The sequence below is a fragment of the Staphylococcus sp. FSL K6-3157 genome, assembly GCF_038005145.1.
GTDB lineage: Bacteria > Bacillota > Bacilli > Staphylococcales > Staphylococcaceae > Staphylococcus > Staphylococcus equorum.
In genome coordinates this window covers 2,368,362-2,394,814 of the sequence record NZ_JBBOSM010000001.1, presented here as the reverse complement: position 1 = coordinate 2,394,814, position 26,453 = coordinate 2,368,362, and the positions used below count along the sequence as shown (strand labels likewise).

Genomic DNA, 26,453 nt, shown 5'->3' with positions numbered 1-26,453 from the left:
GCGGTATGAAGGGGATTTTAGATGACGAAAAATTTAGGGTTGCATTTTACTACACAACGCCTTATCATTAGACCGTTGGAAGAAAATGATTACGAAACATGGTTGCGTGGTTTTGTAAACCGCAAGCCCTCTCAATTTAAATATGATAAAGGTCAAGTAGACATGTCAGAATCGACTGAACCTTGGTTTGCAGCACTTATAGTAAGGCAACAACAAGCTATTGAAGCAGATGATTTATATATCTTTGGGATTTTTGATAAAGAGATGAATCATTTAGGCATGCTTGATATTAAGAACTTGAGTCGCGACAATTTTCAGTGGGCTGAAATTGGTTATTTTATTCACAATCAGTATTGGAATCAAGGCTTTGCTTATGAAGCAGTGACAGAATTAGTTAAGCAAGCACGAGATACACTGCATTTTCACAGACTTGAAGCACATATCAATATAGATAATATGCATTCAATCGGTTTGATTGAAAAAGTAGGCTTTCAATTTGAATGTGTGCGCAAAGGTTTCATATTTGAGAATGGCGAATGGACAGATCATTATGTGTACTATTTAAATACACACAACGAAATCATAGATGAGTAATAACTTAGAAGGAAGGAGTGTCAACATGGTTGAATTTAGAGAATTAACAATGGGTGACGAAGCATTATATTGTGATTATATGAGAGAATGGATTGATCATGATGAAAAGGTAGTACCCGAGATTACAAATATTACAAAATATAGTAATTTTGAAGAAATAGTTCACGAATTAGCAGATAACAAATCGCACGATCAAACTGTAGATAATACGACATTGTTTTTAATAGATGATGATGAAATCATCGGTGCTGCCAATATTCGTCATAACTTAAACGATAGACTGAAAAAAGTCGGCGGCCATGTTGGCTACGGCATTCGCAAAAAATACCGTGGCAAAGGTTTTGGCAACAAGTTGTTGAAGAAATCTTTAGACTACTTATCAAGAATTGGTGTTCAAGAAGCTTTAATTACTTGCGATCAAGACAATGAAGTTTCCGTAGCAGTAATTAAGCACAACGGTGGTGAAGAAATCGAACCATCCACGTTGGATGATGGTACAGTCATACGCCGTTTCCAGATTGAGATAGCATAATAATAGAATAAGTTTTAGAGAGAAGAGGACGTAATTTATTACGTTCTCTTTATTTGTGTAAAATTCTTTTTAAAGAGTTATAATACAATTGTTAGGGGTTTTATTTTTTAATACTGTGTATGTTTATTGTATAAAATAAAGAATGATTTTATGTGTAATGATAACTTAATCTGATTATTATTTAAGGGTTATAGATTTGAATATTTTAGTGAAGTATAATGGTCCTAGTTTTTATATGAGCGGCAAGGGAAAATAACGACTTGAATTACAGTTGAACAAGTGGGGAATACTGAGTGAATGAAAGGTGAGAGAATGAATATTAATATTTTAGGGCATAATATTTTTGCCAAAGGAGGAACATCAAGAAGTAACATAAACTTGATAAAGTCATTTTTAAATAATGGCCATCATATAAATTATTTCAATAAATTAGATTTTAAAGATGATGAAATAACGCGTTTAATTATCCATGAAAACATTGATAATACGAATTTAAATATATTGAAATTTGGTAATTTAGATGAAATATCAGATGGAGATATGTTGATTATTACGAGAGAAGAATTATTCATTTGTGCTAAAGACGTTAAGCATAAAAATCAGGACATTAAAATTATTGGGGAAATACATGGTCCGTTAGAGTATATAGATGAAACTTTAGATTTATCTTTAGACGTCATTGATAGTATTAGAGTTAGTACCGAAGGCATAAAGAACAAATTTATCAATAAATATAATTATGAGTCGGTATTCTCTCAGTATGTTAATGCAGAACACATAGATATTAAAGAAAAGCCAATCAATACTAAAAGAAATTTCTTAATTAAAGCTAGATTTGAAGATAGTATTAAGGATATATCATATGTGATTAAGCTGATGAATTATATCGTTAAAAATTCAAAACGAAATGATATACAACTCTATATTATAGGTTACGGTCCGTCAGAGGTTTTATATAAAAATCTTGTAAAGTATTACAATTTACAAAGCAATGTTCATATTAATGAGAAAGAACCGTTTAACTATATTTATATATCTTCATCTCCTTATGAAACATTAGGTTATTCTATTTTAGAAACAATTGCTCATGGGAATAGAGCATTAGTTTATCCTGGTAATGATAATGTCTTAAAAGATGTTTATGCAAAATACTATGCAGTTCGATTTTTAGAAAAAAATATTATAGATGATAGTGAAATATTAATATCATTAATTGATAGTAAATATACACAACAAGAAAGAGATATTGATTTTGATAATTTAAATAAAGAATTTATTGATAGTGAATATAGCGAAAAATATATAGCTAATTTTAACAAAGCGGCAAAAGGTCATTCATTAGATATTAAAAAATATAAGGGCAAATATACTTTTAAATCTAAAAATAAAATAGAGAAACTGAATAGCGGTAAAGTATTATATAAAAAGTTAAAAGAAAAGCCGTTTTTAAGTAGAATCTTTAAAAATGAATTTTTCTTCAGAAGATTTAAAAATTATTATAAAAAAAGAAAAGAAAATCTAAGTAAGAAATTATTAGATAACATTAAACCTCAAGAGAACAAGGTGTTTATTGAGTCATTTCATGGTAATAATTTTAGTGGTGATCCTAAATATATTGCTTTAAGTATTCAGAAACATTATAACGACAAAGAAATTTTTGTGAGTTCTTCTAACTCATTAGTAGATATTGAAATTAGAAATTGTGGTTTCACACCAATACGATTTGGGACTCAAAATTATATTGAAAAATTCAGAAATTCTAAGTATATCTTTATGAACGGTAATTCATGGGATAAAGTGTATAAGCATAATGACCAAGTGTTTATTCAAACATGGCATGGTTTTCCGTTGAAAAAAATGGTCAACGATTTAAGTGATGACATCGAAAAGACAACGCAATTAATGCAATTTAAACCTCGTATGATGAAATGGGACTACTTAATTACTTCTTCAAATACTAATACAATGCTTCTGAAATCTGCATTTCCGTTGGAAGAAAATCCAAATTTAAATATTTTACAACAAGGTGCACCTAGAAATGAATATTTAATTGAAAATAATAATTATGAAGAAAGAAAAAGATTACAAAGAAAATATTTATTTACAGTTAATGACGATAAAAAATATGTCTTATTTTGTCCTACTTGGAGAAAAGATAAAAGAGAGCATTTGACAAGTATTGATTTAAAAAAATTACTAAGTCACTTGCCTGAAGAATATGAAATTATCATTAAACTACATCCTAATGAAGGGATGTTGAGAAGTAAATATAATAATTTAGATGCTAGAATTCACTGTTTTTATAATGAATTTGTAGATATACAAGAGCTTTATATACTATGTGAATCTATGATAACAGATTATTCTTCAACAATTTTCGACTTTGCACATTTAAATAAACCTATATTACTTTTACAAGAAGATGCAGAAATATACCAAAAAGATATTGGTTTTTATTTCGATATTTTTGAATTAGGAAATTTCCCAATTGCTTCGTTAGACGAATATAAATTAGCACTTCAAATTAAAAGTATTGACCACATAGATTATACAAATTTGATTAATCGCTTAATGGCGGACGATAAGATAGGTAGTGGGCAAAATATATTATCTGAAGTATTTAGTGACTCTACTGAAAAAGGAACTGATATGAATAATGGATACTGATATTATTTATAATATTAATGATAAAATAAAATTTGATGGTAGCAAGAGAATCCTAATTGATACAGGAAGTAAGTCTAATTATATAGAAATGGTGAGAAAGAATCCTGACTTACACGAAAAATATAAAACATTATTAAAAAATGATTATATACTATACTTTCATCAAGATACTATTTCTAAATTTTATAAAAGAGAATATGTAAATGAATTATTTCAAAGAAAAGATTTGAAAAAATATAATAATGTATTTTATACAATAGATGAGCCAATAGGTAGAAAACTAAATAACAAAGTAGAAAAAAAACTACTAGTAATATTTACTTGTATGCCTAATATAAAGGAATATGATAGTTCGTTAATGCCTAAACGTATGTTTCCAAAGTTTTTTGATGGTATAGAAAGAAGTTTAGTGAAGAACGTTTATACCATGAGAATTATGGATTTAAATGTTTCTCATGGTTCACATTATATTAGCACAAGCAATTATCCAGAATATGAAGAAGACATCCAAGAAGCAATAGTAAATGCTAAGGATCAATTAGGTATCAAAGATGAAAATATTGTATTATATGGTGGGTCAAAAGGTGGCACAGGTGCAATTTATCATGGTGCTGCTTTAGATTATAAGACACTTGCTGTTGACCCGATAGTGAATATTGGCGGAAGCTTAGCGCAAAAAGATAGAAGGTTTATGAAAGGTTTAAGAAAAGAGGATTTAATTCCTTCAATAGACTTTAATTTAAGAAAAAGTAATAAATACAAGAAGAATGTGATTTGTTGTGAAAATGTTAAGTTATACTTCGAACAAACAAATCGTATAGATGATAATTTAATAAATAAAATAAAATTAGAAGATGACTCGATTGTTAATCACCCTGATGTTTCTAGAAACAGCGTGCCTGAACAATTAATGATATTAAATGAATTATTGTTAAATAAGTCATAGTAAAAAGTAATTAATAACATTAGATAACGAAGGTGAACCAAGTTGGTAAACCTTTGTTTTTTATTTTTATAATAATGTAACCGCAAACATAAATAAAAGACTTCACTAGCAGTTTCAAGTATAATCGTTTTTAGTACTAGGTATTAAAACAATAGATAGAAATGAGGTTTATTTATGTCGAAAGTAATTAATGATATACATATAGCATTCGATGGATTAGAGAATGGCATGACTGTACTTGCTGGTGGCTTTGGGTTATGTGGCATACCAGAACATGCTATCGAAGCAATCCGTACGAAGGGTACGAAAGCTTTAACAGTAGTAAGTAATAACTGTGGTGTAGATGATTTTGGTTTGGGCCGCTTATTAGAGAAAAAACAAATTGATAAAATGATTAGTTCCTACGTGGGTGAAAATAAAATATTTGAACAACAATTAATTAATGGTGAATTAGATGTAGAATTAACACCACAGGGTACATTAGCTGAAAAATTACGTTCAGGTGGCGCAGGTATACCTGCTTTTTATACGAAAACAGGTGTCGGTACATTAATCGCTGAAGGTAAAGAAACGCGTGAATTTGATGGTGAAACGTATGTCATGGAACGTGCGATTAAGGGTGATTTTGGTATTGTAAAAGCACAGAAAGCAGATACCTTTGGTAACTTAGTTTTTGAAAAAACTGCGCGTAATTTCAATCCATTATGTGCAATGGCTGCCACAACGACTGTCGTTGAAGTTGAAGAATTAGTTGAAGTTGGCGAAATTGATCCGGATGAAGTACATATGTCAGGTGTTTACGTCGACTATATTTATTTAGGAAAGCATTTTGAAAAACGCATTGAGAAACGCACAGTAAAGGAGGCTAATCATGGATAAACAATTACAACGTAAGAAGATTATTCAACGTGCCGCACAAGAGATTAAAAGCGATATGGTAATTAATTTAGGTATCGGTATGCCTACGCTTGTGGCCAATGAAATCAATGACCATGTAGAGAATGTCTTTTTTCAATCTGAAAATGGATTGCTAGGTATCGGACCTTATCCAACAGACGCCGAAGTGGATCCTGATTTAATCAATGCAGGTAAAGAAACAGTAACTGCTGCGAAAGGTGCGTCGTATTTTGATAATGCGGAATCCTTCGCTATGATTCGTGGCGGACATATCGACTTAGCAATCCTTGGTGGCATGGAAGTCTCACAAACAGGAGATTTAGCCAATTACATGATTCCAGGTAAATTAGTCAAAGGTATGGGTGGCGCGATGGATTTAGTCGTCGGCGCACAAAAGGTCGTCGTAATTATGGATCACATGAATAAACATGGTGAATCTAAGATTAAAGCACAATGTGAATTACCACTCACTGGTGCTGGTGTCGTCAATACATTAATTACAGATTTAGCAGTATTTCAATTTGAAAACGAAGTGATGAAACTTGTTGAATTACAAGATGGTGTTACTTTGGAAGAAGTTGAAGCCAATACAGAAGCGCAATTTGAAAATCATTTGAAGTAGGTGTGTAGAATGGTCAAAGATAAAGTAGTCATTATTACAGGTGCAGCAAGTGGCATCGGTTTAGGGATTGCTAGAGTATTTTTAGAAAATGGCGCTAAAGTCGTGTTAGCTGATTTAAATAATGAAAAATTAGCTCAGGAAGCGCATGATTTGAAAGACCAAGGTTACGATTGCATGCCCGTTCAAGTAGACGTCACTGACGAAGCAGCAGTTAAGAATATGGTAGATGTAACTGTAGCAAAGTATGGTCGTTTAGACATTTTATTTAATAACGCAGGCTTACAACATGTTGAAAGTATCGAATCATTCCCAACTGACAAGTTCAGACAAATGATTGATATCATGTTAACTGGCAGTTTTATTGGTACAAAATATGCATTGCCGATTATGAAAGAACAACAATTTGGTCGTATTTTAAATATGGCTTCAATTAATGGCGTGATTGGTTTTGCTGGAAAAGCAGCGTATAACAGCGCTAAACATGGCATTATAGGTTTAACAAAAGTCTCAGCTTTGGAAACGGCGTCGGAAGGCATTACAGTCAATGCGGTTTGTCCTGGTTATATAGATACGCCACTCGTACGTAATCAAATGGCAGATTTAGCTAAAGATAGAGGCGTCGAGGTAGAGCAAGTGTTAGAAGACGTATTATATCCGTTGATTCCACAAAAACGTTTATTAGATATTAAAGATATCGCAGATTATGCATTATTCTTGTGTAGCGACAGCGCTAAAAGTGTCACCGGACAAGCTGTTTTAATAGATGGTGGTTATACTGTTCAATAAACAAAAAAATATAAAAAATATTTAATCTTAATTCAGTGATAATTTTCAATAAAAATATGTTACGTTATAGATAACTTAATATATTGATGACTTGAGGGTGAATTACTGATGAAAGGTCCAGACGCAAATGATACAAGTTGGGTATCTATTATTTTTACCATTGCTTGTCTTGCAATGTCGGAAATACTAGAAAATAGTTTGTATAATAAAATGCTCACTGCAGTTATGATTTTAATATTGATTTTTATTGTAATTCGGAGATTGAAAGTGACTTTATATGATATACAAACACAAGATGACAATATAAACACGTTTATTAGTGTGAAAGCTGACTATTGGATTTTATACATTAAAGATATGATTGGTTATGGACTGATGGCAGCAATCTTTTTTGACTTTTTATTTATAAAAAATAGTTTGGCGTGGCTTATATTATTGATAATCGTCATTTTATTTGGATTCTTAATACTATTTGAGAATAAATTTGAAAAGAGAACCGACATTATTGAAACAAATGATACGGAATAGAGGTGTTTTATGCTTTTTATAACCGCAAAAGAACAAGCACAATTATTAGATATGTCAGAAATTGTTGAAGCAGTAGCGGAATCTTTACGTGCATATTCAGAGGGCAAGACTGATACACCTTTGCGCTATTCGTTACCTTTTAACGAGGATAACCGTTATCTCGTGATGCCGGCATTGTCAGATGAATTGAAGATTGTCGGACTTAAGACAGTGACCGTGGCACCAAATAATACTAAAATTGGTAAGAAAACCATTGTAGGATCTGTTATTTTATCTGATTATGAAACGGGTGAAACACTAGCGGTACTCGAAGGCTCTTATTTAACGAAGATACGTACAGGTGCGATATCAGGTGTGGCAACGAAATACCTTTCACGTGAAGACGCTAAAACATTATGTGTCATAGGCACAGGAGATCAAGCGGAAGGTCTTATTAAAGCAGTCCTTGCTGTAAGGCAAATTGATCGTATACAGTTTTACAATCGCACGTATGAAAAAGCTGTGACCTTTGCTGAAGAAGTACAAAGTGAACATCCAAATCTAGATTTAGCAGTGTTTGATAATGTCGACGAAGCCTTAGAAGACGCGGATGTCATCGTAACTGCTACCAATGCATCAGAACCAGTATTTCATAAGCGTTTAGCGCCAGGCGTTCACTTAAATGCTGTCGGTTCCTTTAAACCAGATTTGCAAGAATTACCATCTCAAGCCATTGCAGATGCAGACAAGGTTGTTGTAGAAGCAGTAGAAGCGGCCATGGAAGAAACAGGAGACTTAATCAACCCGGTAGCAGAAGGTGTATTTAAAGCAGATGGTTTATACGGAGAACTCGGAAACATTGTTTCTGCAAAATTAGAAGGCAGACTATCAGAAGATGAAATTACAATTTTCAAATCCGTAGGCGTAGCCATCGTTGATATCGTAGTAGCCAATTACTTTTATCAAAAATTTATTAATAGAAAAAATGAATAAGAGAACTAGTTAAAAAAGAGTGCGATTAAATTCGTGCTCTTTTTTTAATTGCTAAAAATTAATATGTTTTATCAACGCTATACATTTGTATTATTATTTAATTTTCAACAATATTATTTTTATAAAATAACGTTGAAGTATATATTAGCATAGTGTAAAATGATTTAGTATTTAAAAAGTAAAGAATAAAGTTTATTAAAATATAAAAACAACATTATAATACAATGTAAAACGAAAATAATGACTGCTCAAATGTTTATCATATTTTAAATAAAACTATTTCAAAAGAGGAAATAATTTTTTATATAAAATAATATATTGGGAATATAAAAATAGTGAAAGTGATTTTATATTATATATAGGAGTGTTTATGTGCAAAGCAAAATCAAAAAATTATTAAGAAGAAAATTCGAACTCTATGATATTCAATTAATAGATGAATGTTTTGTAATGAAATTTAAGTTATATCATTTTTTAGAATTTAGTAAAAGAAGGTTTAAAATCAAAAATAAAAATGAGAATATAACTTTTGAATTTAAAAAAATTAATAGAAACGAGCTTGAAGTTAAAATAGCTGCAGAATATATTGGAACTGGTAATAATTCGTTAGAATTTTATTATAATAATAAGCAATTATGGCTAGTAAGTTATGAAAATTTAAAAGATATTTTTGAAGTCAACGATAAAATATATTTTTTGAAAGTTAATAAAAGTTTGATTTTAAAACAATATAAGACAAACCATAGCTTCACAGGAGAAAATAAATTATTACAAATAGATCAAGTTGATGATAAACATGCTCTACTTACTAATAAAGATAACTTAGATTCAATCATACTATTAAACCGTAACAAACAAATAGAAATTCAAATTGAAGATGATAAAATTAACTTAAGTTATATACAACAGTCTACTAATAAATACCATTTTAAGGTGTATGTCGTATTTAATAATGAGATTTATCGAGCAAAATTTACACAAAAATACATTACTCAGTTTCTAGTAATGAAATATATATGGAAAGATAGTGAACTTTTCACTTTATTTAATAGTACAAATGTACATAAAGTAAATGTATCAGCAATTATGAATGAGACAAAGTTGAGAATCATTACAAAAATAAAAGATAGTATAACTCCTAAAGATAAGTTTTTATCATTAGGAGTTATAGAAAATGATTTACAATCAATAGATAAAATACCTACGATTCAGGTTGGTAACACAGTATTTAGTGAACTGCCCATTGCCACGTTTAATAATATAAAGACTAAAAAATTAATTGCTATTTATGAAGATATTGATAGTGGAAATGAAAAGTATTTTGTCATGAATAGTAAAAGTCCATTGAAATTTAATAGTTTTTATAATTTTGAAGGACAAATTTACAATTTGAATATATTGAAAAAGAATGGAATAACACTATTTAGTTCAAAACCTAATATTAAAATGGGTGCTAATTTTATTAATGAAAAAACCTTGGGAATTTATTTTCAACCCAATAAAATTTACGATAATTTTCAATTTTACATTACATTTGAAGAAAGAATTTCACAAAACAAATATGAAATGCCTATATATAGAGGGGAACAGTCTATCGACATCCCTTATAATCAAATTCAACAACTAAAAACAGCATCTAAAAATATTATTGATATTTTCATAACAATATACGATGGTCAAGATGTTGTTAGAAAAGAGAAAATAAAGTATAGAGCAGGAATTTATAAAAAAGATAATTATATTACTATTAATAAAAGAAGTTTTGATAATAAAAAAGTATACTACATGTTTACATTAACACCTTTTAAAAACATAAAAATAGAATCTTTTGAGGTTAGTAAACTTGAATTAGAAATCTTAGAAAATAACGATAAAGAAAACAATGTATGGTTAATTGGTGAAAGAACAGATACTGCTCAAGATAATGGTATTAGCTTTTTTAGATGGTTACAAAAAAACACTGATATTGAAGCATATTACGTTATTGATGAAAATTCGTTGGATTATGAAAAATTAAGTGACCAAAGTAACATTGTTTTATTTGGTTCTCAAGACCATTTTGAAGTAGCATCAAAAGCGAAGGTTTTAGCTTCTACACATGATTTAGAGAATATTCTCCCTTATAAAACAGCTAGTGGGTTTTGGGGATATGAAGATACAATTAAAGTTTTTTTACAACATGGAGTGCTTGGAAGAAAAAATGTTGAATATAATAAAAAATATTATGATTTACCGTTTGATATATTTAACGTTTCTAGTACTAGTGAAAAATACGATATAGTAGTAAATCAACTAGGTTACGATGAAAAAAATGTATATGTAACAGGCCTTTCTAGATTTGATAATCTTCCATTAGAAACAAATAATAAAGTTAAGAAGATTTTGATTATGCCTACATGGAGAGATTGGTTAAATAGTGATTTTGCCTTTAATAATAGTGAATATATGAAAAAATATCTAGATTTAATAAAGGATAATAGGATGATTGAGTTATGTAAAAAATATAATGTAGAAATCAATTTCTATCCTCATTATAGATCTCAAGAATTTTTCAGATATCACTTAAATAAGACAAGTAAAGAAATACGATATATTGAATCAGGTGAACAAACTGTCCAAGAGTTACTAATTGAACATGATATTTTAATAACTGATTATAGCAGTGTTAGTTTTGATTTTTCATATATGAATAAGCCTGTAATATTCTTTCATTTTGATGTAAACCAATTTTTTAGAAAAGGGATATTGAGACCAATTGAAGAAACTTTTATTGGTGATATTGTTTATAATGAGAATGAATTACTAAATAGAATAGAAAGACTAATTAACTCATACGAAATTAAAAATGATTTAGAATTTAGCGATATTTTTGCTTATAGAGATCATTCTAATAGTGAACGTGTATACACTGCAATATTAGAAAAAATGAAATAATTGTATTTTAAGTAGATTAATTAATTTTATTAAATTATGAAGAAAGATTATAGCTTGAAAATTATGATACCTTCTAATGATAGAGGTATCATAATTTTTTATTATTCATTTAGAAAGAGGAAATTATGAAAAATTTTATATCAGTTATATTTTGGATGAGAGCAATTTCTTGTTTAGGGATTGTTGCTATTCATTCAATATCAATCACCCTAGGAAATAATAGTAATTTAGTAAAGAATGAATGGCCAACATACGTACAACTGTTTTTAATGTTTAGTACCCCAACCTTTGTTTTTATTACTGAATTTTTAAATGCACGTATTTACGGAAAATCTTTGAAAAAAGGTTTTTTTAGAAAAAGGTTACTATTTCTAGGTTTGCCATATATTTTTGTTAATTTAATATGGACCTTTGTTAGTCACAACCCAGCCAATATGTCTGAATTTATCGATGGCTTCTTATTAGTAACAATTCGTGGATATTCTGTTACATATTTTGTAGTTATTATTTTTCAATTTTATATATTGCATATGCTTTTTGGGAAGATATTATATAATATTAAACCGTTACCTATAATAATAATTTCAATAATAATTACAAGTGCTTATTGGGGGATTCGATTAATTTATCCTACACCTGATAATTTGTTAGGCGAATTAATATGGGGTAAAGAAGGACAAACGATATTTTTCGGATGGATTACATATTTTTTACTAGGTTATTATATTGGGATATATTATCAAAGTTTCATTCTTTCAATAAAAAAATATAGATATTATATTATAGGTTTATTCATAATGAGCATTATCTTTGTATTATTAATACATAATTTAGGTATCAATAGCGCCATTGGATCCAAAAGATTAGATACGCCAATTTATACAGTTTCAGTTATTTTGATGTTTTTCTTAATGAGTTCATATATTAAGCGAGTACCTAGATTCATACTATTCATAAGTAATTATTCTTTCTGTATTTATTTAATGCATTTATTTTTTCTCAATAGAATGACAGTATTAAGTGAAGTTGTTTTTGAAGATATTTTATTTAAGTTTATTGTTACGATAGTATTATCCATTTCTATTGCATACATTTTCAACTTAAGTAAATATGGTAAATATTTAATTGGTAATATAAATCGTATAGATTATGAAAAACTTCATAAAAACATATCATAAATTAACTTAGGTATTTGTTATATAGGTAAGTTACTTCAATCAAATACACACTTAAGGTATGATATTTATGATTAATAGTACATATATTCCAAAAGAGGAAAGGGAAATTTATATGAAATCAATTTTACTTATAGGGCAGTCTAATATGGCCGGGCGTGGCTTTATCGATAGCGTGAAGCCAATCGTAGATGAGCGCATTCAAGTATTGAAAAATGGTAGATGGCAAATGATGGACGAACCGATACATAGTGATCGTTCTGTTGCAGGTATAGGCCCCGCAGCATCGTTTGCTAAATTGTGGTTAGATGATCATCCAGATGAAACAATTGGCTTAATCCCGTGTGCAGATGGTGGTACAACGATTGATGATTGGGCAGAGGATCAAGTGTTAACACGACATGCGATTTCTGAAGCTGAATTTGCGATGGAAAGCAGTGAACTTATCGGTATATTATGGCATCAAGGTGAAAGTGATAGTTTAGAGGGTATGCATCTTGACTACGAAATTAAGTTAAATCAAGTTGTGGATCATTTTAGACAAGCGCTTAATGCACCTCAACTGCCATTCGTAATGGGCTTACTAGGAGACTTCTTAGGCAAAGCAGCGTTTGGTCAAAGTGCATCAGAATACACTCAAATTAATGAAGTGATTAAAACTGTAGCAGAAGCAAAAGATAACTGTTTCCACGTAACGGCACAAGGTTTAACAGCCAATCCTGATGAGATTCATATCGATGCCCAGTCACAACGCTTATTCGGTATGCGATATTATGCAGCATTTTCACAAGGTGACAACATTAAAGACCCGTTACCAGATGAAAAGAAAGCAGATTATTTATTATATAAAAAAGAATATACAAAGAGTGAACAAATGTATATGTTAGTAGCACGATTATCTAAGAATGAAATAACTTACCAAACATTTACAGAAGAAATGGCAAAGATGTATTAAAGTGATTACCTAGGAAATTTTAAAATTCACACAAAATACCCCAGCAATACCCACACTTTTCAGGTGATGCTATTGCTGGGGATTTTTAATACGCTACTGTCAAAAATCTACTCAATACGACCGTGTGTAATCTGTGTTAAACCTTCATTTATAGTGAATATTTTGGCGTTGATTTCCGTAACTCCCATAGTGTTGAGTCGTTCGCTATGCATATTTAAGTAACTTTCAGCATGCGCCTTACTGTCGAAGGCGTAAAGACCACCTGCTTCTTTGGTTGCTTCGTTCTCGGTCCAAATTTTCCATAAAAATCCTGGTTCATCATTAATCGATTTTGCTAAATCCTCGAATTGTCGTGCCATTTCATCTCCAAACGGACCATCTAAAGGAAAATCGACTTGTAAGATATGTACCATAAAAAATCATCCTTTCTAATTTCATAATCATATATTCACTATACATGTTTAATTCGTATACTGGTAAAATTTCAACTGCTTAAGTTAAAAAATCTAATTTAATTCTGATAATAATTTTAATATATAAAAGAGAAAATCCTTGCAATTAAAATAATTTGGAGTATGATGAAGGTGAATAATTACACTTGCCAAAAGGGAAACTACAAAATAGGAGTGATTTATTATGAATAAAGTAGTAAAGTTACTATCTTCCACAGTCATAGTATCAACACTTGTCGTAGGTTCTTCCGCAGCGTATATAACGAGTAATAATCAAGAAGTCAAAGCGCAATCAGAGCAAGTACAGAAATGGGGACACGGTGAAGGTGGCGCTAGTGGTGCCAACACTGAAAGTAGTGCGAGCGGTGTAGAATTAAAAGCTGAAACACCATGGTATAACTACGAAGGTTATACAACATATGATGCTTCATTTACACAAGATTACAACTTTGTAAGAGCATTAAAATATGATAATGTCTCAATCGATGGCTATAAAGTAGATCCAAAAGCAGACTCTAAAGTTGAATATAACGAAACAAGTTATGATACAACAGCATCATTTAATAAAGATGATGAAGTTGTTCAAACAACTTTCTTCACTAAACCAGATTCAGTTTCAAAGGATACGTTTAAAGATGCACACAGTTCTAATGAAATAACTGAAGAAGGAAAACTTGGTAACGAGGATGGCACGTTTGTAAAATATAAAACAAATGAAGGAAGCTACACAGCGTTCTTTGATACAAAAGATAATTTAATGGAAATGACTATAAGCCAATAGCCAAACAGAATAATGAGTTACAGTTATTATAAAGTATGACTCGTTCACTCCTCATTGTTAGTGATTATGACAATGAGGGGTTTTTATTGTAGAAGTAAAAATTTAGGGATTTATAAATAATTGTATTTTTGTAATATAATAATTATAGTTAGCATAAGTATAAGGTTATATTTAAATTAAGGGGAGATGGATATTTATGAAAAAAGTTTTTTGGGGTTTAGTGTTTAGTGCATTATTTTTCATGATGAGCAATGGTACGGTATCAGCGAATGAATTTGATAAAATAGAAAAAGATAATAATACAACAGTTGGAGTATATGGCATTAATACTGAGAATGGTAAAAAAGTTCAACACAATGCGAATGAACGTTTTGCATTTGCTTCTACTTTTAAAGCCATCGCGAGCGGTGTGTTATTAAATAATTATTCAGATAAAGATTTAAATAAAAAAATAGCAATTAATGAAGCAGATATTGTAGAATATTCACCTGTAACTGAAAATTACATAGGCAAACAGATGACACTTAAAGATTTAATTAAAGCATCTATGTTACAAAGTGATAATACGGCTAATAATAAAATAATGGAAGAACTTGGTGGCGTTAAAGCCTTTAAACATGAGTTGAAGCAATTGGGTGACAATATTTCTAATCCACAACGCTTAGAACCGGAGTTAAACCTCTATGATCCAAATAGTACAGCCGATACTACAACACCTAGAGCAGCAGCACAGACATTAAATACAATTTTAACAAGTGACCAAATAAGTGATGGGAATTTAGATTTACTGAAACAAGTTATGATTGAAAATGAAACGGGCGATAGTCTAATTAAAGCAGGTGCACCAGACAACTATATCGTTGGAGATAAAAGTGGCCAGGGCTTAACATATGCTACGCGTAATGATTTGGCATTTATCTATCCAGATAAGCATAAAAAACCAATTATTCTTGCAATTTATACAAAACAAGATGATAAAGATGGTCAGCCAGATGATAAAGTGATCGCGGATGCTGCTGAAGAAGCAATTGCACAATTAAGCTAAGTTGATAAAATGATGATAGGGCTATTCAGAGGAGCAGAATATGGAAATAAAACAAATGAAATATTTTGTAGAAGTTGTGAGAAATGGTGGAATGACACAAGCTTCAGAACATTTATATATCGCACAGTCTACAATTAGTAAAAATATTAAAAGCATTGAAAACGAATTTGACATTACTTTGTTTGATAGAAGAAAAAAACATATTATTCTAACGGATATAGGCCAGATTTTTTATGATAAGTGTGTTGAAGCATTAGCAGTCTTAGATGATCTATCATTAGAAATGGGCGACGTCACGAATTTAGAAAGAGGTCATATCCGTATTGGCATATCGGCAATTATGAATGTCAGGTTGTTTACGGAAAGCTTAAACCAGTTTCATTCTCAGTATCCCAATGTGACATATGAAGTCATTGAAGGCGGCGGGAAAGCGGTCGAATTTTATTTGAACAACGATGAAATTGACGTCGGTATTACAACTTTACCAGTGGATGAGGATATCTATCATGCGGTACCTCTATATAAGGAGAAGTTATTACTTATCGTTGATAAAAATTCTGAGTTAGCCCAACAATCATCTATCTATTTAGGTGATTTGAAAGATGAGAGCTTTATTATGTTTCATGATGACTATTACCTGAAAGATCAAATTATAGAAAGCTGTAGAAAAGTAGGATTTCATCCTAAAACAGTAGCTAAAATGTCTCAAATTACTTTTATAGAAAATATGATTCGTGATGGTATTGGCGTGAGTATATTACCTGAAAGCATCGTCAATATCTTAAATGATGGTGTTGTCGGCATTGAAATAAATGGTGCTGATGTAGCGTGGAATTTAGGTGTTATATGGAAGAAAGAAAGTTATATGAATCACGTTACGCATGAATGGATTAATTTTTTAAAGGATTTGAAATAAAAAACGTTGTTCAAGTTGAAGTATTCCACTAAGGAATGTCAAATATTCCAACTATGTATTTTAATCATAGATAAAGGCGTAATATAATAGAACTTGTAGAGGGTTATGAGTACTGATTAACTGATCATTGCGAAATGGTTATAAGTTGAGTTTTCAATATGTATGAATATCCACGTACAATCAATATATGATAGCTTTTATAATAAATGATAATTCAACTCAGGACTCATAACGGCAGAAGATAACTAAGGGAGTCCTCAAATTTTATAAAGATGGTAATCATAACGTACTAATCAGAGATGAAAGTAGGATTAGATATGTGATGCATTTGTAATATAGATACAAATGTATCGTATGTTAACCAATGCTTGCACAGTTGCGTGTTTTAGAAATTATAGTTAAAACCAATAAAATTCATCAGTTCTCCCATTAAAAAACTGAAAACAACCCCTATCTCTCTAAATATTGGTTAACTTTTTTCTGTACAAACAAGATGTGTTGTAACACGTGACTTGCAAGCAATATATAAAGCGCGCGTTATATTAACGGCATTTTAGCAAGTAGCATGTCATTGCATTATAAAGTGATAGGTGTACGCGATGTTGTATAACAGACAACAAGACAGGCACCATGCAATTTGGTAATGGCATTTCTAGATTATAAAAATCACTTGTTAGATGCCTTCATATATTTAAGAAAGCTTATGCTTCAGTTGAAGTAATATTAAAAGTAATAACCCTCTAGATAAATATCTCTCAAACAAGAGCGACTCTAACTACACTGTCCAATGTAGCTAGGGTCGCTTTGTTTATTTAATGAAATTTGCATGTATTAAATATTATTCTGTAATGATGGATGTAAATGATACGCTGCATCGGTTGGTTCATTTTTAATAACTTTATCTAATGTAGTCACGATTTGTTGAGCGATTTCAGATGTAGGAACACCGATAGCATTGACAGGATAATCTAATTTTTTAATTTGTGGAATATTATCGTAAGAGTAAATCATTGGTTGATTCTCAGGTCCAATGGCATTAATCGTCCCTACAGTAATATCGTAACTCCCGCAAATCACGCCAGGAGAAAGCGTGTCGGTTTTTAAATGTTGCTTCACGGATGCTTCTGCTTCTATCGCGTTCAATCCATTAGAATCGATAATACGGTAGGTAATGTTTTGTGCATTGCAGTAATCAGTAATCGCATCTTTTTTAGCGATTTGACGGGCGTCATCTGTATTAATGTCGCCTATGTAATCAATCGTTTGAATACCTTGTTCTAATAAGGCATTAATGGCCATAATCATCGCTTCTGCATGATTGACATTGATAATCGGGTAGGGAATATCTCTATCTACACCATATGCGACTACCGGTACGTTATTATAAATTTCAGGCGGTAAGTTTGAATTGTCACCTTCATCAAAGATAACGATACCATCACAGCCAAATTCAACAAATTTCTTTGAAGCGGCCGCAACGTCATCGATTGAAACAAACATGACATAACCGAGTGATTTAATGGCTCTATTAATTTCTGAAATGAGATGGGTCACAGCAACACGATCTACGGAAGGCCAGATTAATCCAATCGTGCCACTTCTTTTAGAAACGAGTGCTCGGGCCGAATGATTAGGTATGTAATTCATTTCAAGCGCTTTTTGTTGAATCATTTGTTTTGTTTTTGGTTTAACGAGTTGGGAATTTTTTAATGCTTTACTGACCGTGGAATAACTGACACCACAGGCTTCGGCAACGTCTTTTAAAGTTACAGCCATAAAAGTTCTCCTTGAAATAGATTGATTTAAGTTAGAATTAATTATACCATAGAGATAAGCGTTAGAATATTTTTTTGAATCTTAATAACAACGTTGTTATTTTCAGAGGTCAAACACAAAAGATGAAATTTATAAGGAGATGTAAAGATGAATTCAAGAGATACGATGAAGTATATTCAAGAAGGTCAACACATTGCAGTAATGCGTACAGACAACCCAGAGACGTTTTTAGATATTTCGAATCTAATTATAGAACAAGGGCTTAATATTATCGAAGTAACGTTAACGACACCAAACGCGATAGAAATTATTGCTGAATTATCTAAAAGAGAAGATGCGCTCATTGGTGCAGGTACTGTACTTGATAGTGTATCAGCACGTACAGCGATTTTAAACGGAGCTAAATTTATTGTAAGTCCATCTTTTGATAAGGAAACAGCTAAAATCGCTAACTTGTATGACGTTCCTTATATTCCAGGATGTATGACGGTTAAAGAAATGGTTGAATCGTTACGCTATGGTTGTAAAGTATTGAAACTATTCCCAGCAACACAATTTTCACCTAAATCTATCAAAGATTTCAAAGGTCCATTACCACAAATTGAGATTGTTCCAACTGGTGGCGTGGGTAAAGATAATCAAAAAGAATGGTTAGACGCAGGTAGTTTTGCAGTAGGCATTGGCAGTGAAATTACAAAAATTTATCAACAACAAGGACAAGAAGCTTTAGTGCAATATATTTCTGAACTAAAAAGAGAGGTATAACTATGACGGTATTTGGATTTGGAGAAGTATTACTACGCTATACTCCACCTGATTACAAACAACTGAAAGATGCCAATACCTTTGGTGTTAATGTTGGAGGTGCAGAATTAAATGCGCTCGTGACCTTATCTCAATTTGGGCACGCTACTGAAATGTTAACGGTATTACCACAACATGCATTAGGCAATTTAGCTATGAAAAAGCTGTATCAAACACAAGTAGGTACAACATTTTTGAAACAGCAAGACGGTAGAATAGGCACATATTATATGGAAGAGAGCTTTGACTTCCGAAGTGGTAAAGTCATCTATGATCGTGAACATTCAACTTTCGCAGAATATGGGTCAAGCGTCATCGATGACTTACCAATACAAAGTGGTGATTACTTTGTATTGACTGGTATTACATTGGCAGTTAATACAACAGTACGACAACATATCGTTGATGCACTAACTAAATTAAAGCAACAAGGCGTTAAAATCATATTTGATATTAATTTCAGAAGTAACTTATGGTCTAAAGAAGAAGCCGTACCAGTAATCAAGTCGATACTGCCACTTGTTGACGTACTCTTCTTTGGTAAAAAGGATGCGACGCATTTACTTGAGACAAATTCTGAAGAAGATGATATGAAGACATGTGCTGAAACGATTCAATCACAATATGAGATACCATTAATGGCTTCCAGTAATAGAGATATTGAGCAAAGTACATTACAAGGTATCATGTTATCGCAACAAAGTTATATTGAAGGCCAAGCTTATCAATATACGGTACTGAATCGCATTGGAGCCGGTGATGCATTTATGGCTGGTGTCTTACATGGACTGATTCGTAATTGGCAATTAGACGAGACTATAGATTTTGCGACGAAATGTTCAGTCTTACAACATACGACAAACGAGGATGCATTAAGTGTAGAAGAAAGTGATGTGCATAATTTATCCTCTCATTTCGGTGGGCTTAGTCGATAGAACCTTAAACAAAGGGGCATAAGACATATATGAAAAAAATTTTAACACTATTTGTAAGCGCATTCTTTACAGTGGGAATGTTAGCTTTATCACTTCCTCATAGTTATGTTAATGCGGAAGAGAAGCAAAAAGAAATTATGTTAGCGCATAATCAACCGACGAGCCATCCGGTTCATAAATCACTTGAGATTTTTAAAGAAAGATTAGAAGAAACATCTCATGGTCATCTTAAAATTAACATTTATCCGAATGGTCAATTAGGTAGTGAACGTGAAGCAATTGAAATGACGCAGACCAATGCAATACAAATGACTAAAGTGTCATCGGCTGCATTGGAAAGCTTTTCTCCAACATATTCATTGTTTAACATGCCTTATCTATTTGAATCAGAAGAGAATTATCGTCATGTTATGAAAAAACAAGAAGTACAAGATGCGTTTTTTAAATCCACTGGAGATAAGGGGTTTCTAGGGATCACATACTATGACGCTGGCGTGCGTAATATATACACGAAAGATAAAAAAATTGAAGATAATAGTGACTTAGAAGGTATAAAAATAAGAGTTCAACCAAGTAAAACGAGTGTCGATTTAATTAAGTCATTAGGCGGCACACCGACACCAATGGATTACGGTGAAGTATATACAGCGATACAATCGGGTGTGATCGATGCAGCTGAGAATAATGAAACTTCACTCACAACAAACAACCACGGTGAAGTTGCTAAAAATTATCATTATACGGAACACGCAATTGTTCCAGATATCTTGATTATGAACAAAGAAACGTATGATGACTTAACGAAACAACAGCAGAAATGGTTGAAAGATGCAGCAGCTTATTCTACTGAAAAACATGAAGTAATTTGGGATAAAGAAGTGAAAGAAGCTAAAAAGAAAGCCAAAGAAGACATGGGTGTGAAATTCCATAACGTAGATAAATCTTCTTTCAAAAAAGCATCTCAACCTCTACAAGATGAATTTAAAGAGAATCCAGATACAAAAGATGATTATAAACTAATCGAGAAGGAGGAGCAGCTTTATGAAGAAAGCAAAAAAGATCATTGATAAACTCCTCCTCACGTTAGCTGGTATTGCACTTTTTGTAATGGTTATATTATCCGTTTATCAAGTTGCTACACGCTTTATCTTTAACAGCCCAAGTACAATGAGTGAAGAAATCGTTAGATTCTTATTGATTTGGTTTGGCCTGCTCAGTGCCAGTTATGTATTTGGTGTAAAACAACATATAGCCATTTTATTTATTCGAGAAAGATTTCCTGAAAAAATACAACTTATTATGGAAAAGGCTTCAGACGTCATAATCATTATCGTAGCACTCGTACTCATGATTTGGGGTGGCTATGAAGTTGTGAATTTAACATGGTCACAAATTGCACCATCTACTGGCTTATCTATAGCAGCGATGTACGGCGCATTACCTGTTTCGGGCGTCTTTATCATTTTCTACGCAATATATAACTTGTTAGATAAAGGAGAACTTGAAGCAGTTAAAGAAGCCAATCAAGAAGATGGGGGTGAGCGTGTATGACACTTGCAGCAGGTTTAGTATTGTTCATCACATTCTTCGCTTTCTTGATATTCGGCTTGCCTATCGCATTAGCGATTATTTTGAGTTCTATCATAACGTTATTAATGATATTACCATTCGATGTAACGATTATAACGGCAGCACAGCGTATGGTTACGGGCATTGATGATTTTACAATGCTTGCCATTCCGTTATTCGTCTTGGCAGGTATTATTATGAATAACGGTGGTATCGCTTTTAGATTAGTGAACTTTGCCAAAGTGTTAGTAGGTAGATTACCTGGCTCACTGGCACATACGAATATTGTAGGTAATATGTTATTCGGTTCTATTTCTGGTTCTAGTGTCGCTGCGGCGGCCGCAATGGGACGTATCATGGGACCAATGGAAGAAAAACAAGGCTATAAAAAAGAATACTCTGCAGCGGCAAATATAGCATCTGCGCCATCTGGTTTATTGATTCCACCAAGTTCACTATTGATTGTGTATTCACTTGTGAGTGGTGGCACCTCAATAGCAGCACTATTTATCGCAGGCTATATACCAGGTATCTTATGGGGCGTTGCTTGTATGATTGTGGCTTATGTTATGGCGAAGAAACAAGGTTACAGAGTATCTGAACGCATTAGTTGGAAAGATAAATTATTTTTAACATTAGATGCTTTGCCAAGTCTATTTTTAATTATCGTAGTCATTGGCGGGATTGTGTCAGGTATATTCACAGCAACAGAAGGTGCAGCAGTAGCAGTGTTATACGCTACAGTGTTATCACTAATATATAAAAGTCTGACACTCAAACAAATACCTAACGTCATCAAAGAAACGGCAGAAATTAGTGGTATGATTCTGTTCTTGATTACAGCTTCTGCACTATTTTCACTCGTAATGAGTTATACAGGGCTACCTGAAGCCATTTCAAATGGCATTCTGTCAATGACAGATAATCCAATCATTTTACTACTGATGATGAACGTAATTTTATTAGTCATCGGAACATTTATGGATATAACACCAGCAGTGTTGATTTTCACACCGATTTTCTTACCAATTTCTGAAGTTTTAGGTTTAGATCCAATTCACTTTGGTATCTTAATTGCATTTAATTTATGTATTGGTAATATCACGCCACCAGTTGGTAGTGCACTATTTGTTGGTGCGAGTGTCGGCGGTGTTCGTGTGGAATCAGTATTCAAATATTTAGTGCCTTACTTTATCGCACTCATTATTTTATTGTTAATCGTAACGTTCATTCCGCAAATTTCATTATTCCTTCCTAAATTATTAGGATTATAGAAAAGGGGCAATAACATGGCATTAATTAATGACAATTTTTTATTAAATAATAAAACAGCAGTAAAGTTATATCAAAAGGTTAAAGATCTACCAATTTATGATTTTCACTGTCACTTAGACCCGAAAGAAATTTATGAAAATAAAAACTATGAAAACATTACGCAATTGTGGTTAGCCGGAGATCATTACAAATGGCGCTTAATGAGAGCATATGGTATAGAAGAAGGATTAATTACTGGCGATGCAGATGATTTCGATAAATTTGAAGCATTTATGAACATGTTGCCTTATTCAATCGTTAACCCAATGTATCACTGGTGTTCACTTGAATTAAAACGCTATTTTAACGAAGAAGCTGATTTAGATAAAGTGAATATTAAAAAGTTATATAAATCATTAAACCGTAAGTTGGCAAAATCATCACATACACCACAAAACTTAATTAAACAAAGTAATGTCTCTGTAGTTTGTACAACGGATGACCCCTGTGACGATTTGGAATATCACAAATTATTAAATCAAGATAAAAAAGTAACATTTAAAGTGATTCCTACGTTCAGACCAGATAGTTACGTATTCTTAAGCGAAACAACGGTTAAAGACAAGATTAAACAGCTTGATCAAACGATTGACGGTGAAATTAAAGATTTAAACAGTTATATCGAAGCACTTAAAACACGCGTTCATTATTTTAATAGACAAGGTGCAAGAAGTTCTGACCAAAGTTTTGAAAAAGCACCATTAATGTATGCGACAACAGAAGAAGCTACGGCAATCTATGAATCCATGATGAAGGGTGAAGCAGTTTCTGAAACACAACAATACGAATTAGCGGGTTACATTCTAACTGAAATTAGTAAAGTATATAACGAATTAAATTGGGTCGTACAATTCCATTTAGGACCAACTAGAAATAATAATTCGAAAATGTTAGAAGTCGCAGGTACTGACAGTGGGTTCGATAGTGTAGGTGAACAACTAAGCGCTAAAACATTGAACGCGATGCTAGATCACCTTGAACAACACAATGCCTTATCAGATACGATTATTTATCCTAATAATGGTAATGATCATCTTATGGTTCAAGCTACTGCAGGTAACTTTACTAACAGTGAGCATAAAGTGCAATTAGGTGCTGCATGGTGGTTTAATGACACGAAAGAAGGCATGGAACAGCACTTAGTAGATTATGCGAACGTTGGCTTATTAGCTAAATTTGTAGGTATGCTGACAGATTCACGTAGCATGATTTCTTATACACGCCATGAGTATTTCAGAAGAATTTTATGTAATTTCTTAGGAGACAAGATTGAAAAAGGTGAGATTGCCTTATCAGATGCAACAATTGAACAAATGTTAAAAGATATTTGCTATAACAATGCAGTGAATTTATTCAAAATAGAAGGCGTTAAGGAGGTATAACGATGGAATTATCATTTCGTTGGTACGGTGAAGATGATCCAGTTACATTAGAGAACATTAAACAAATTCCAGACATGAAGCATATCGTTTCTGCAATTTATGATGTACCTGTAGGTGAGGTTTGGACAAAAGAAAGAATCGCAAAATTAAAACAAACAATCGAAGCGGCAGGATTGAAATTTGAAGTCGTTGAAAGTTTACCTGTAAGTGAAGAAATTAAATTAGGTACAGATAAACGTGATGAACTGATTGAAAATTATAAGACATCATTAGTGAATTTAGCTGAAAATGGTGTTAAGACAGTGACATATAACTTTATGCCTGTCTTTGATTGGACACGTTCACAATTAGACTATGAATTATCTGATGGTTCTAATACGTTGATTTATAAACATGATCAGTTAAAAGATATTGATCCATTAACGACCGATTTAAACTTACCAGGTTGGGACGAAAGTTATTCGAGAGAAGAAATGAATCACTTAATTACATCTTATCGTGAAATATCGGATGAGCAATTGTGGGAGAACTTGAAGTACTTCTTAGATGGTGTATTACCAACTGCAATCGAACATGACATTGATCTGGCGATACATCCGGATGATCCACCATGGCCTATATTTGGTATTCCACGTATCATTAAAAATAAAGATAGCTATGAACGTTTACTTTCTATAAATGATAGTAAAAATAATGGTATTTGTTTCTGTACTGGATCTTTAGGTTCATTAGCAGAAAATGATTTACCAAGCATGATTAGAACGTTTGGCGCGCATATCCATTTCGTGCATATGCGTAACGTGAAACGACTAGATTCACATTCATTCTTGGAAACAGGTCATTTATCTAAAAACGGCTCAGTTGATATGAAAGCTGTTGTAGAAGCACTGCAAGATATTAACTTCAAGGGCACAATCAGACCAGATCACGGACGTATGATTTGGGGCGAAACAGGTAAAGCGGGTTATGGATTGTTCGATAGAGCATTAGGCGCAACTTATATTAATGGTTTAATTGAAGGAGTGAGCAAATGATGACTAAACAATTTGAAGGAGTCAATGTAGTAATCACTGGCGCAACAGGTGTTATTGGATCAACGTTCGTCAAAGGACTTGTAGAAAAAGGTGCCAACGTTGGTATCTTAGGACGTTCTGAAGATAAAATTGTTGAGTTACAAGATGAAATAGATAAAGAAAGACAACAAACAGTCGCATTAGTGGCAAATGTGTTGGATAAAGATGCTTTAACACAAGCGAAACTTAAATATAACGATACATTTGGTGCAGTTACAATTCTGATTAATGGCGCAGGTGGTAATAACCCGAATGCCACAACAAATGATGAAATGTATGATGAACAGGGTGATAAAACGTTCTTTGATTTAACAGAAGATGGTATTGATAAAGTATTTAAATTAAATTACACAGGTACATTTTTACCGTCTCAAGTATTTGGTAAAGATGTCGTCTCATCTGAAGCAGGTACAATTATTAATATTTCATCAATGAACGCATTTACACCACTGACTAAGATTCCAGCATACAGTGGCGCAAAAGCATCTGTAAGTAACTTTACGCAATGGTTGAGTACGTACTTTGCCGGTCACATTCGAGTGAATGCAATTGCACCTGGATTCTTTGAAACAGCTCAAAATAAAGCTTTACTTAGAAATGAAGATGGTTCTTATTCAGAACGTGCTTCAAAAATTCTCTCACAAACACCAATGAATCGTTTCGGTGTACCAGAAGATATTCTAGGCACACTTTATTGGTTGATGGATAAAGAATTAAGTGGCTTCGTTACAGGTATTGTCGTTCCTGTAGATGGCGGCTTCTCATCTTACTCTGGCGTATAGAATAGATATAAATTTT

At 32.2% G+C, this 26,453-nt stretch carries 25 protein-coding genes; 23 read left to right on the top strand and 2 right to left on the bottom strand.

Features of this window, described 5'->3' with window-relative positions:
- The first annotated feature begins 21 nt into the window (after nucleotides 1-21).
- From MHB47_RS11640 to MHB47_RS11585, 12 genes are all read left to right on the top strand, one after another.
- The gene (locus tag MHB47_RS11640; protein WP_340756831.1) at nucleotides 22-594 is read left to right on the top strand and encodes a GNAT family N-acetyltransferase; all 573 of its coding nucleotides are present in this window, start codon (nucleotides 22-24) and stop codon (nucleotides 592-594) included.
- A gap of 25 nt (nucleotides 595-619) precedes the next feature.
- Complete coding sequence (locus MHB47_RS11635; protein WP_056935259.1) at nucleotides 620-1,126, top strand: GNAT family N-acetyltransferase; 507 nt, start codon at nucleotides 620-622, stop codon at nucleotides 1,124-1,126.
- Between the two features lie 312 nt (nucleotides 1,127-1,438).
- On the top strand, nucleotides 1,439-3,793 hold the full coding sequence (locus tag MHB47_RS11630; protein WP_340757327.1) for a CDP-glycerol glycerophosphotransferase family protein: 2,355 nt from the start codon (nucleotides 1,439-1,441) through the stop codon (nucleotides 3,791-3,793).
- On the top strand, nucleotides 3,783-4,739 hold the full coding sequence (locus MHB47_RS11625) for an accessory Sec system protein Asp2 (RefSeq protein ID WP_340756830.1): 957 nt from the start codon (nucleotides 3,783-3,785) through the stop codon (nucleotides 4,737-4,739). The genes MHB47_RS11630 and MHB47_RS11625 overlap by 11 nt, the downstream gene beginning before the upstream one ends.
- 174 nt (nucleotides 4,740-4,913) lie before the next feature.
- Nucleotides 4,914-5,618, top strand: coding sequence for a CoA transferase subunit A (locus MHB47_RS11620; RefSeq protein WP_340756828.1), 705 nt, complete (start codon nucleotides 4,914-4,916; stop codon nucleotides 5,616-5,618).
- On the top strand, nucleotides 5,611-6,258 hold the full coding sequence (locus tag MHB47_RS11615) for a 3-oxoacid CoA-transferase subunit B (RefSeq protein WP_340756826.1): 648 nt from the start codon (nucleotides 5,611-5,613) through the stop codon (nucleotides 6,256-6,258). The genes MHB47_RS11620 and MHB47_RS11615 overlap by 8 nt, the downstream gene beginning before the upstream one ends.
- Before the next feature lie 9 nt (nucleotides 6,259-6,267).
- The gene (locus MHB47_RS11610) at nucleotides 6,268-7,044 is read left to right on the top strand and encodes a 3-hydroxybutyrate dehydrogenase (protein ID WP_340756824.1); all 777 of its coding nucleotides are present in this window, start codon (nucleotides 6,268-6,270) and stop codon (nucleotides 7,042-7,044) included.
- A gap of 108 nt (nucleotides 7,045-7,152) precedes the next feature.
- Entirely contained in the window at nucleotides 7,153-7,572 is a 420-nt protein-coding gene (locus MHB47_RS11605; RefSeq protein ID WP_340756823.1) for a hypothetical protein, read from the top strand.
- A 9-nt stretch (nucleotides 7,573-7,581) separates the two neighbouring features.
- Entirely contained in the window at nucleotides 7,582-8,544 is a 963-nt protein-coding gene (locus MHB47_RS11600; protein WP_340756821.1) for an ornithine cyclodeaminase family protein, read from the top strand.
- A 372-nt stretch (nucleotides 8,545-8,916) separates the two neighbouring features.
- Nucleotides 8,917-11,478 carry a CDP-glycerol glycerophosphotransferase family protein gene (locus MHB47_RS11595; protein ID WP_340756819.1) on the top strand — a complete coding sequence of 854 codons (2,562 nt, stop codon included), beginning with the start codon at nucleotides 8,917-8,919 and terminating at the stop codon, nucleotides 11,476-11,478.
- Between the two features lie 125 nt (nucleotides 11,479-11,603).
- Nucleotides 11,604-12,656, top strand: coding sequence for an acyltransferase family protein (locus MHB47_RS11590; RefSeq protein WP_340756817.1), 1,053 nt, complete (start codon nucleotides 11,604-11,606; stop codon nucleotides 12,654-12,656).
- A 112-nt stretch (nucleotides 12,657-12,768) separates the two neighbouring features.
- Nucleotides 12,769-13,608 (top strand): sialate O-acetylesterase, encoded by an 840-nt coding sequence (locus tag MHB47_RS11585; protein WP_340757325.1) that lies wholly within the window; start codon nucleotides 12,769-12,771, stop codon nucleotides 13,606-13,608.
- A 107-nt stretch (nucleotides 13,609-13,715) separates the two neighbouring features.
- On the opposite strand, the gene MHB47_RS11580 is transcribed toward MHB47_RS11585, so the two are convergent.
- Nucleotides 13,716-14,021, bottom strand: a complete 306-nt coding sequence (locus tag MHB47_RS11580) for a monooxygenase (RefSeq protein ID WP_340756816.1) — start codon at nucleotides 14,019-14,021, stop codon at nucleotides 13,716-13,718.
- A 223-nt stretch (nucleotides 14,022-14,244) separates the two neighbouring features.
- Here MHB47_RS11580 and isaB point away from each other — a divergent pair, with 223 nt between their 5' ends.
- The 3 genes from isaB to cidR all read left to right on the top strand — a co-directional run bounded on the left by isaB (nucleotide 14,245) and on the right by cidR (nucleotide 16,802).
- Nucleotides 14,245-14,841: an immunodominant staphylococcal antigen IsaB family protein gene (isaB, locus tag MHB47_RS11575; protein ID WP_340756814.1), complete on the top strand. Its 597-nt coding sequence runs from the start codon at nucleotides 14,245-14,247 to the stop codon at nucleotides 14,839-14,841.
- A gap of 196 nt (nucleotides 14,842-15,037) precedes the next feature.
- A complete protein-coding gene (bla, locus tag MHB47_RS11570) occupies nucleotides 15,038-15,886 on the top strand; it encodes a class A beta-lactamase (RefSeq protein WP_340756812.1) in 849 nt (282 codons plus the stop codon).
- Nucleotides 15,887-15,926: 40 nt separating this feature from the next.
- Nucleotides 15,927-16,802 (top strand): cidABC operon transcriptional activator CidR, encoded by an 876-nt coding sequence (cidR, locus tag MHB47_RS11565; RefSeq protein ID WP_340756811.1) that lies wholly within the window; start codon nucleotides 15,927-15,929, stop codon nucleotides 16,800-16,802.
- Nucleotides 16,803-17,633: 831 nt separating this feature from the next.
- Here cidR and MHB47_RS11560 read toward each other — a convergent pair.
- On the bottom strand, nucleotides 17,634-18,578 hold the full coding sequence (locus MHB47_RS11560; protein ID WP_340756809.1) for a LacI family DNA-binding transcriptional regulator: 945 nt from the start codon (nucleotides 18,576-18,578) through the stop codon (nucleotides 17,634-17,636).
- Nucleotides 18,579-18,725: 147 nt separating this feature from the next.
- Here MHB47_RS11560 and eda point away from each other — a divergent pair, with 147 nt between their 5' ends.
- The 8 genes from eda to MHB47_RS11520 are packed head-to-tail and all read left to right on the top strand — an operon-like array spanning nucleotide 18,726 to nucleotide 26,437.
- Nucleotides 18,726-19,343, top strand: coding sequence for a bifunctional 4-hydroxy-2-oxoglutarate aldolase/2-dehydro-3-deoxy-phosphogluconate aldolase (gene eda, locus MHB47_RS11555; RefSeq protein ID WP_002508528.1), 618 nt, complete (start codon nucleotides 18,726-18,728; stop codon nucleotides 19,341-19,343).
- Between the two features lie 2 nt (nucleotides 19,344-19,345).
- Nucleotides 19,346-20,317, top strand: a complete 972-nt coding sequence (locus tag MHB47_RS11550; RefSeq protein WP_107518959.1) for a sugar kinase — start codon at nucleotides 19,346-19,348, stop codon at nucleotides 20,315-20,317.
- A gap of 29 nt (nucleotides 20,318-20,346) precedes the next feature.
- Nucleotides 20,347-21,384, top strand: a complete 1,038-nt coding sequence (locus tag MHB47_RS11545) for a TRAP transporter substrate-binding protein (protein WP_340756806.1) — start codon at nucleotides 20,347-20,349, stop codon at nucleotides 21,382-21,384.
- Nucleotides 21,359-21,868, top strand: coding sequence for a TRAP transporter small permease (locus MHB47_RS11540; RefSeq protein ID WP_340756804.1), 510 nt, complete (start codon nucleotides 21,359-21,361; stop codon nucleotides 21,866-21,868). The genes MHB47_RS11545 and MHB47_RS11540 overlap by 26 nt, the downstream gene beginning before the upstream one ends.
- On the top strand, nucleotides 21,865-23,160 hold the full coding sequence (locus MHB47_RS11535) for a TRAP transporter large permease (RefSeq protein ID WP_002508524.1): 1,296 nt from the start codon (nucleotides 21,865-21,867) through the stop codon (nucleotides 23,158-23,160). The genes MHB47_RS11540 and MHB47_RS11535 overlap by 4 nt, the downstream gene beginning before the upstream one ends.
- 15 nt (nucleotides 23,161-23,175) lie before the next feature.
- Nucleotides 23,176-24,582 (top strand): glucuronate isomerase, encoded by a 1,407-nt coding sequence (uxaC, locus tag MHB47_RS11530; RefSeq protein WP_340756803.1) that lies wholly within the window; start codon nucleotides 23,176-23,178, stop codon nucleotides 24,580-24,582.
- A 2-nt stretch (nucleotides 24,583-24,584) separates the two neighbouring features.
- Nucleotides 24,585-25,616 (top strand): mannonate dehydratase, encoded by a 1,032-nt coding sequence (uxuA, locus tag MHB47_RS11525; RefSeq protein ID WP_340756801.1) that lies wholly within the window; start codon nucleotides 24,585-24,587, stop codon nucleotides 25,614-25,616.
- Nucleotides 25,616-26,437 (top strand): SDR family oxidoreductase, encoded by an 822-nt coding sequence (locus tag MHB47_RS11520; protein WP_056936201.1) that lies wholly within the window; start codon nucleotides 25,616-25,618, stop codon nucleotides 26,435-26,437. Before uxuA ends, MHB47_RS11520 begins: the two co-directional genes overlap by 1 nt.
- Nucleotides 26,438-26,453 lie beyond the last annotated feature (16 nt).

What these genes read in the sequence shown, in the direction of transcription:
- MHB47_RS11640 (WP_340756831.1), top strand. Translation starts at nt 22, where the DNA reads ATGACGAAAAATTTAGGGTTGCATTTTACTACACAACGCCTTATCATT.
- MHB47_RS11635 (WP_056935259.1), top strand. Translation starts at nt 620, where the DNA reads ATGGTTGAATTTAGAGAATTAACAATGGGTGACGAAGCATTATATTGT.
- MHB47_RS11630 (WP_340757327.1), top strand. Translation starts at nt 1,439, where the DNA reads ATGAATATTAATATTTTAGGGCATAATATTTTTGCCAAAGGAGGAACA.
- MHB47_RS11625 (WP_340756830.1), top strand. Translation starts at nt 3,783, where the DNA reads ATGGATACTGATATTATTTATAATATTAATGATAAAATAAAATTTGAT.
- MHB47_RS11620 (WP_340756828.1), top strand. Translation starts at nt 4,914, where the DNA reads ATGTCGAAAGTAATTAATGATATACATATAGCATTCGATGGATTAGAG.
- MHB47_RS11615 (WP_340756826.1), top strand. Translation starts at nt 5,611, where the DNA reads ATGGATAAACAATTACAACGTAAGAAGATTATTCAACGTGCCGCACAA.
- MHB47_RS11610 (WP_340756824.1), top strand. Translation starts at nt 6,268, where the DNA reads ATGGTCAAAGATAAAGTAGTCATTATTACAGGTGCAGCAAGTGGCATC.
- MHB47_RS11605 (WP_340756823.1), top strand. Translation starts at nt 7,153, where the DNA reads ATGAAAGGTCCAGACGCAAATGATACAAGTTGGGTATCTATTATTTTT.
- MHB47_RS11600 (WP_340756821.1), top strand. Translation starts at nt 7,582, where the DNA reads ATGCTTTTTATAACCGCAAAAGAACAAGCACAATTATTAGATATGTCA.
- MHB47_RS11590 (WP_340756817.1), top strand. Translation starts at nt 11,604, where the DNA reads ATGAAAAATTTTATATCAGTTATATTTTGGATGAGAGCAATTTCTTGT.
- MHB47_RS11585 (WP_340757325.1), top strand. Translation starts at nt 12,769, where the DNA reads ATGAAATCAATTTTACTTATAGGGCAGTCTAATATGGCCGGGCGTGGC.
- MHB47_RS11580 (WP_340756816.1), bottom strand. Translation starts at nt 14,021, where the DNA reads ATGGTACATATCTTACAAGTCGATTTTCCTTTAGATGGTCCGTTTGGA.
- isaB (WP_340756814.1), top strand. Translation starts at nt 14,245, where the DNA reads ATGAATAAAGTAGTAAAGTTACTATCTTCCACAGTCATAGTATCAACA.
- bla (WP_340756812.1), top strand. Translation starts at nt 15,038, where the DNA reads ATGAAAAAAGTTTTTTGGGGTTTAGTGTTTAGTGCATTATTTTTCATG.
- cidR (WP_340756811.1), top strand. Translation starts at nt 15,927, where the DNA reads ATGGAAATAAAACAAATGAAATATTTTGTAGAAGTTGTGAGAAATGGT.
- MHB47_RS11560 (WP_340756809.1), bottom strand. Translation starts at nt 18,578, where the DNA reads ATGGCTGTAACTTTAAAAGACGTTGCCGAAGCCTGTGGTGTCAGTTAT.
- eda (WP_002508528.1), top strand. Translation starts at nt 18,726, where the DNA reads ATGAATTCAAGAGATACGATGAAGTATATTCAAGAAGGTCAACACATT.
- MHB47_RS11550 (WP_107518959.1), top strand. Translation starts at nt 19,346, where the DNA reads ATGACGGTATTTGGATTTGGAGAAGTATTACTACGCTATACTCCACCT.
- MHB47_RS11545 (WP_340756806.1), top strand. Translation starts at nt 20,347, where the DNA reads ATGAAAAAAATTTTAACACTATTTGTAAGCGCATTCTTTACAGTGGGA.
- MHB47_RS11540 (WP_340756804.1), top strand. Translation starts at nt 21,359, where the DNA reads ATGAAGAAAGCAAAAAAGATCATTGATAAACTCCTCCTCACGTTAGCT.
- MHB47_RS11535 (WP_002508524.1), top strand. Translation starts at nt 21,865, where the DNA reads ATGACACTTGCAGCAGGTTTAGTATTGTTCATCACATTCTTCGCTTTC.
- uxaC (WP_340756803.1), top strand. Translation starts at nt 23,176, where the DNA reads ATGGCATTAATTAATGACAATTTTTTATTAAATAATAAAACAGCAGTA.
- uxuA (WP_340756801.1), top strand. Translation starts at nt 24,585, where the DNA reads ATGGAATTATCATTTCGTTGGTACGGTGAAGATGATCCAGTTACATTA.
- MHB47_RS11520 (WP_056936201.1), top strand. Translation starts at nt 25,616, where the DNA reads ATGACTAAACAATTTGAAGGAGTCAATGTAGTAATCACTGGCGCAACA.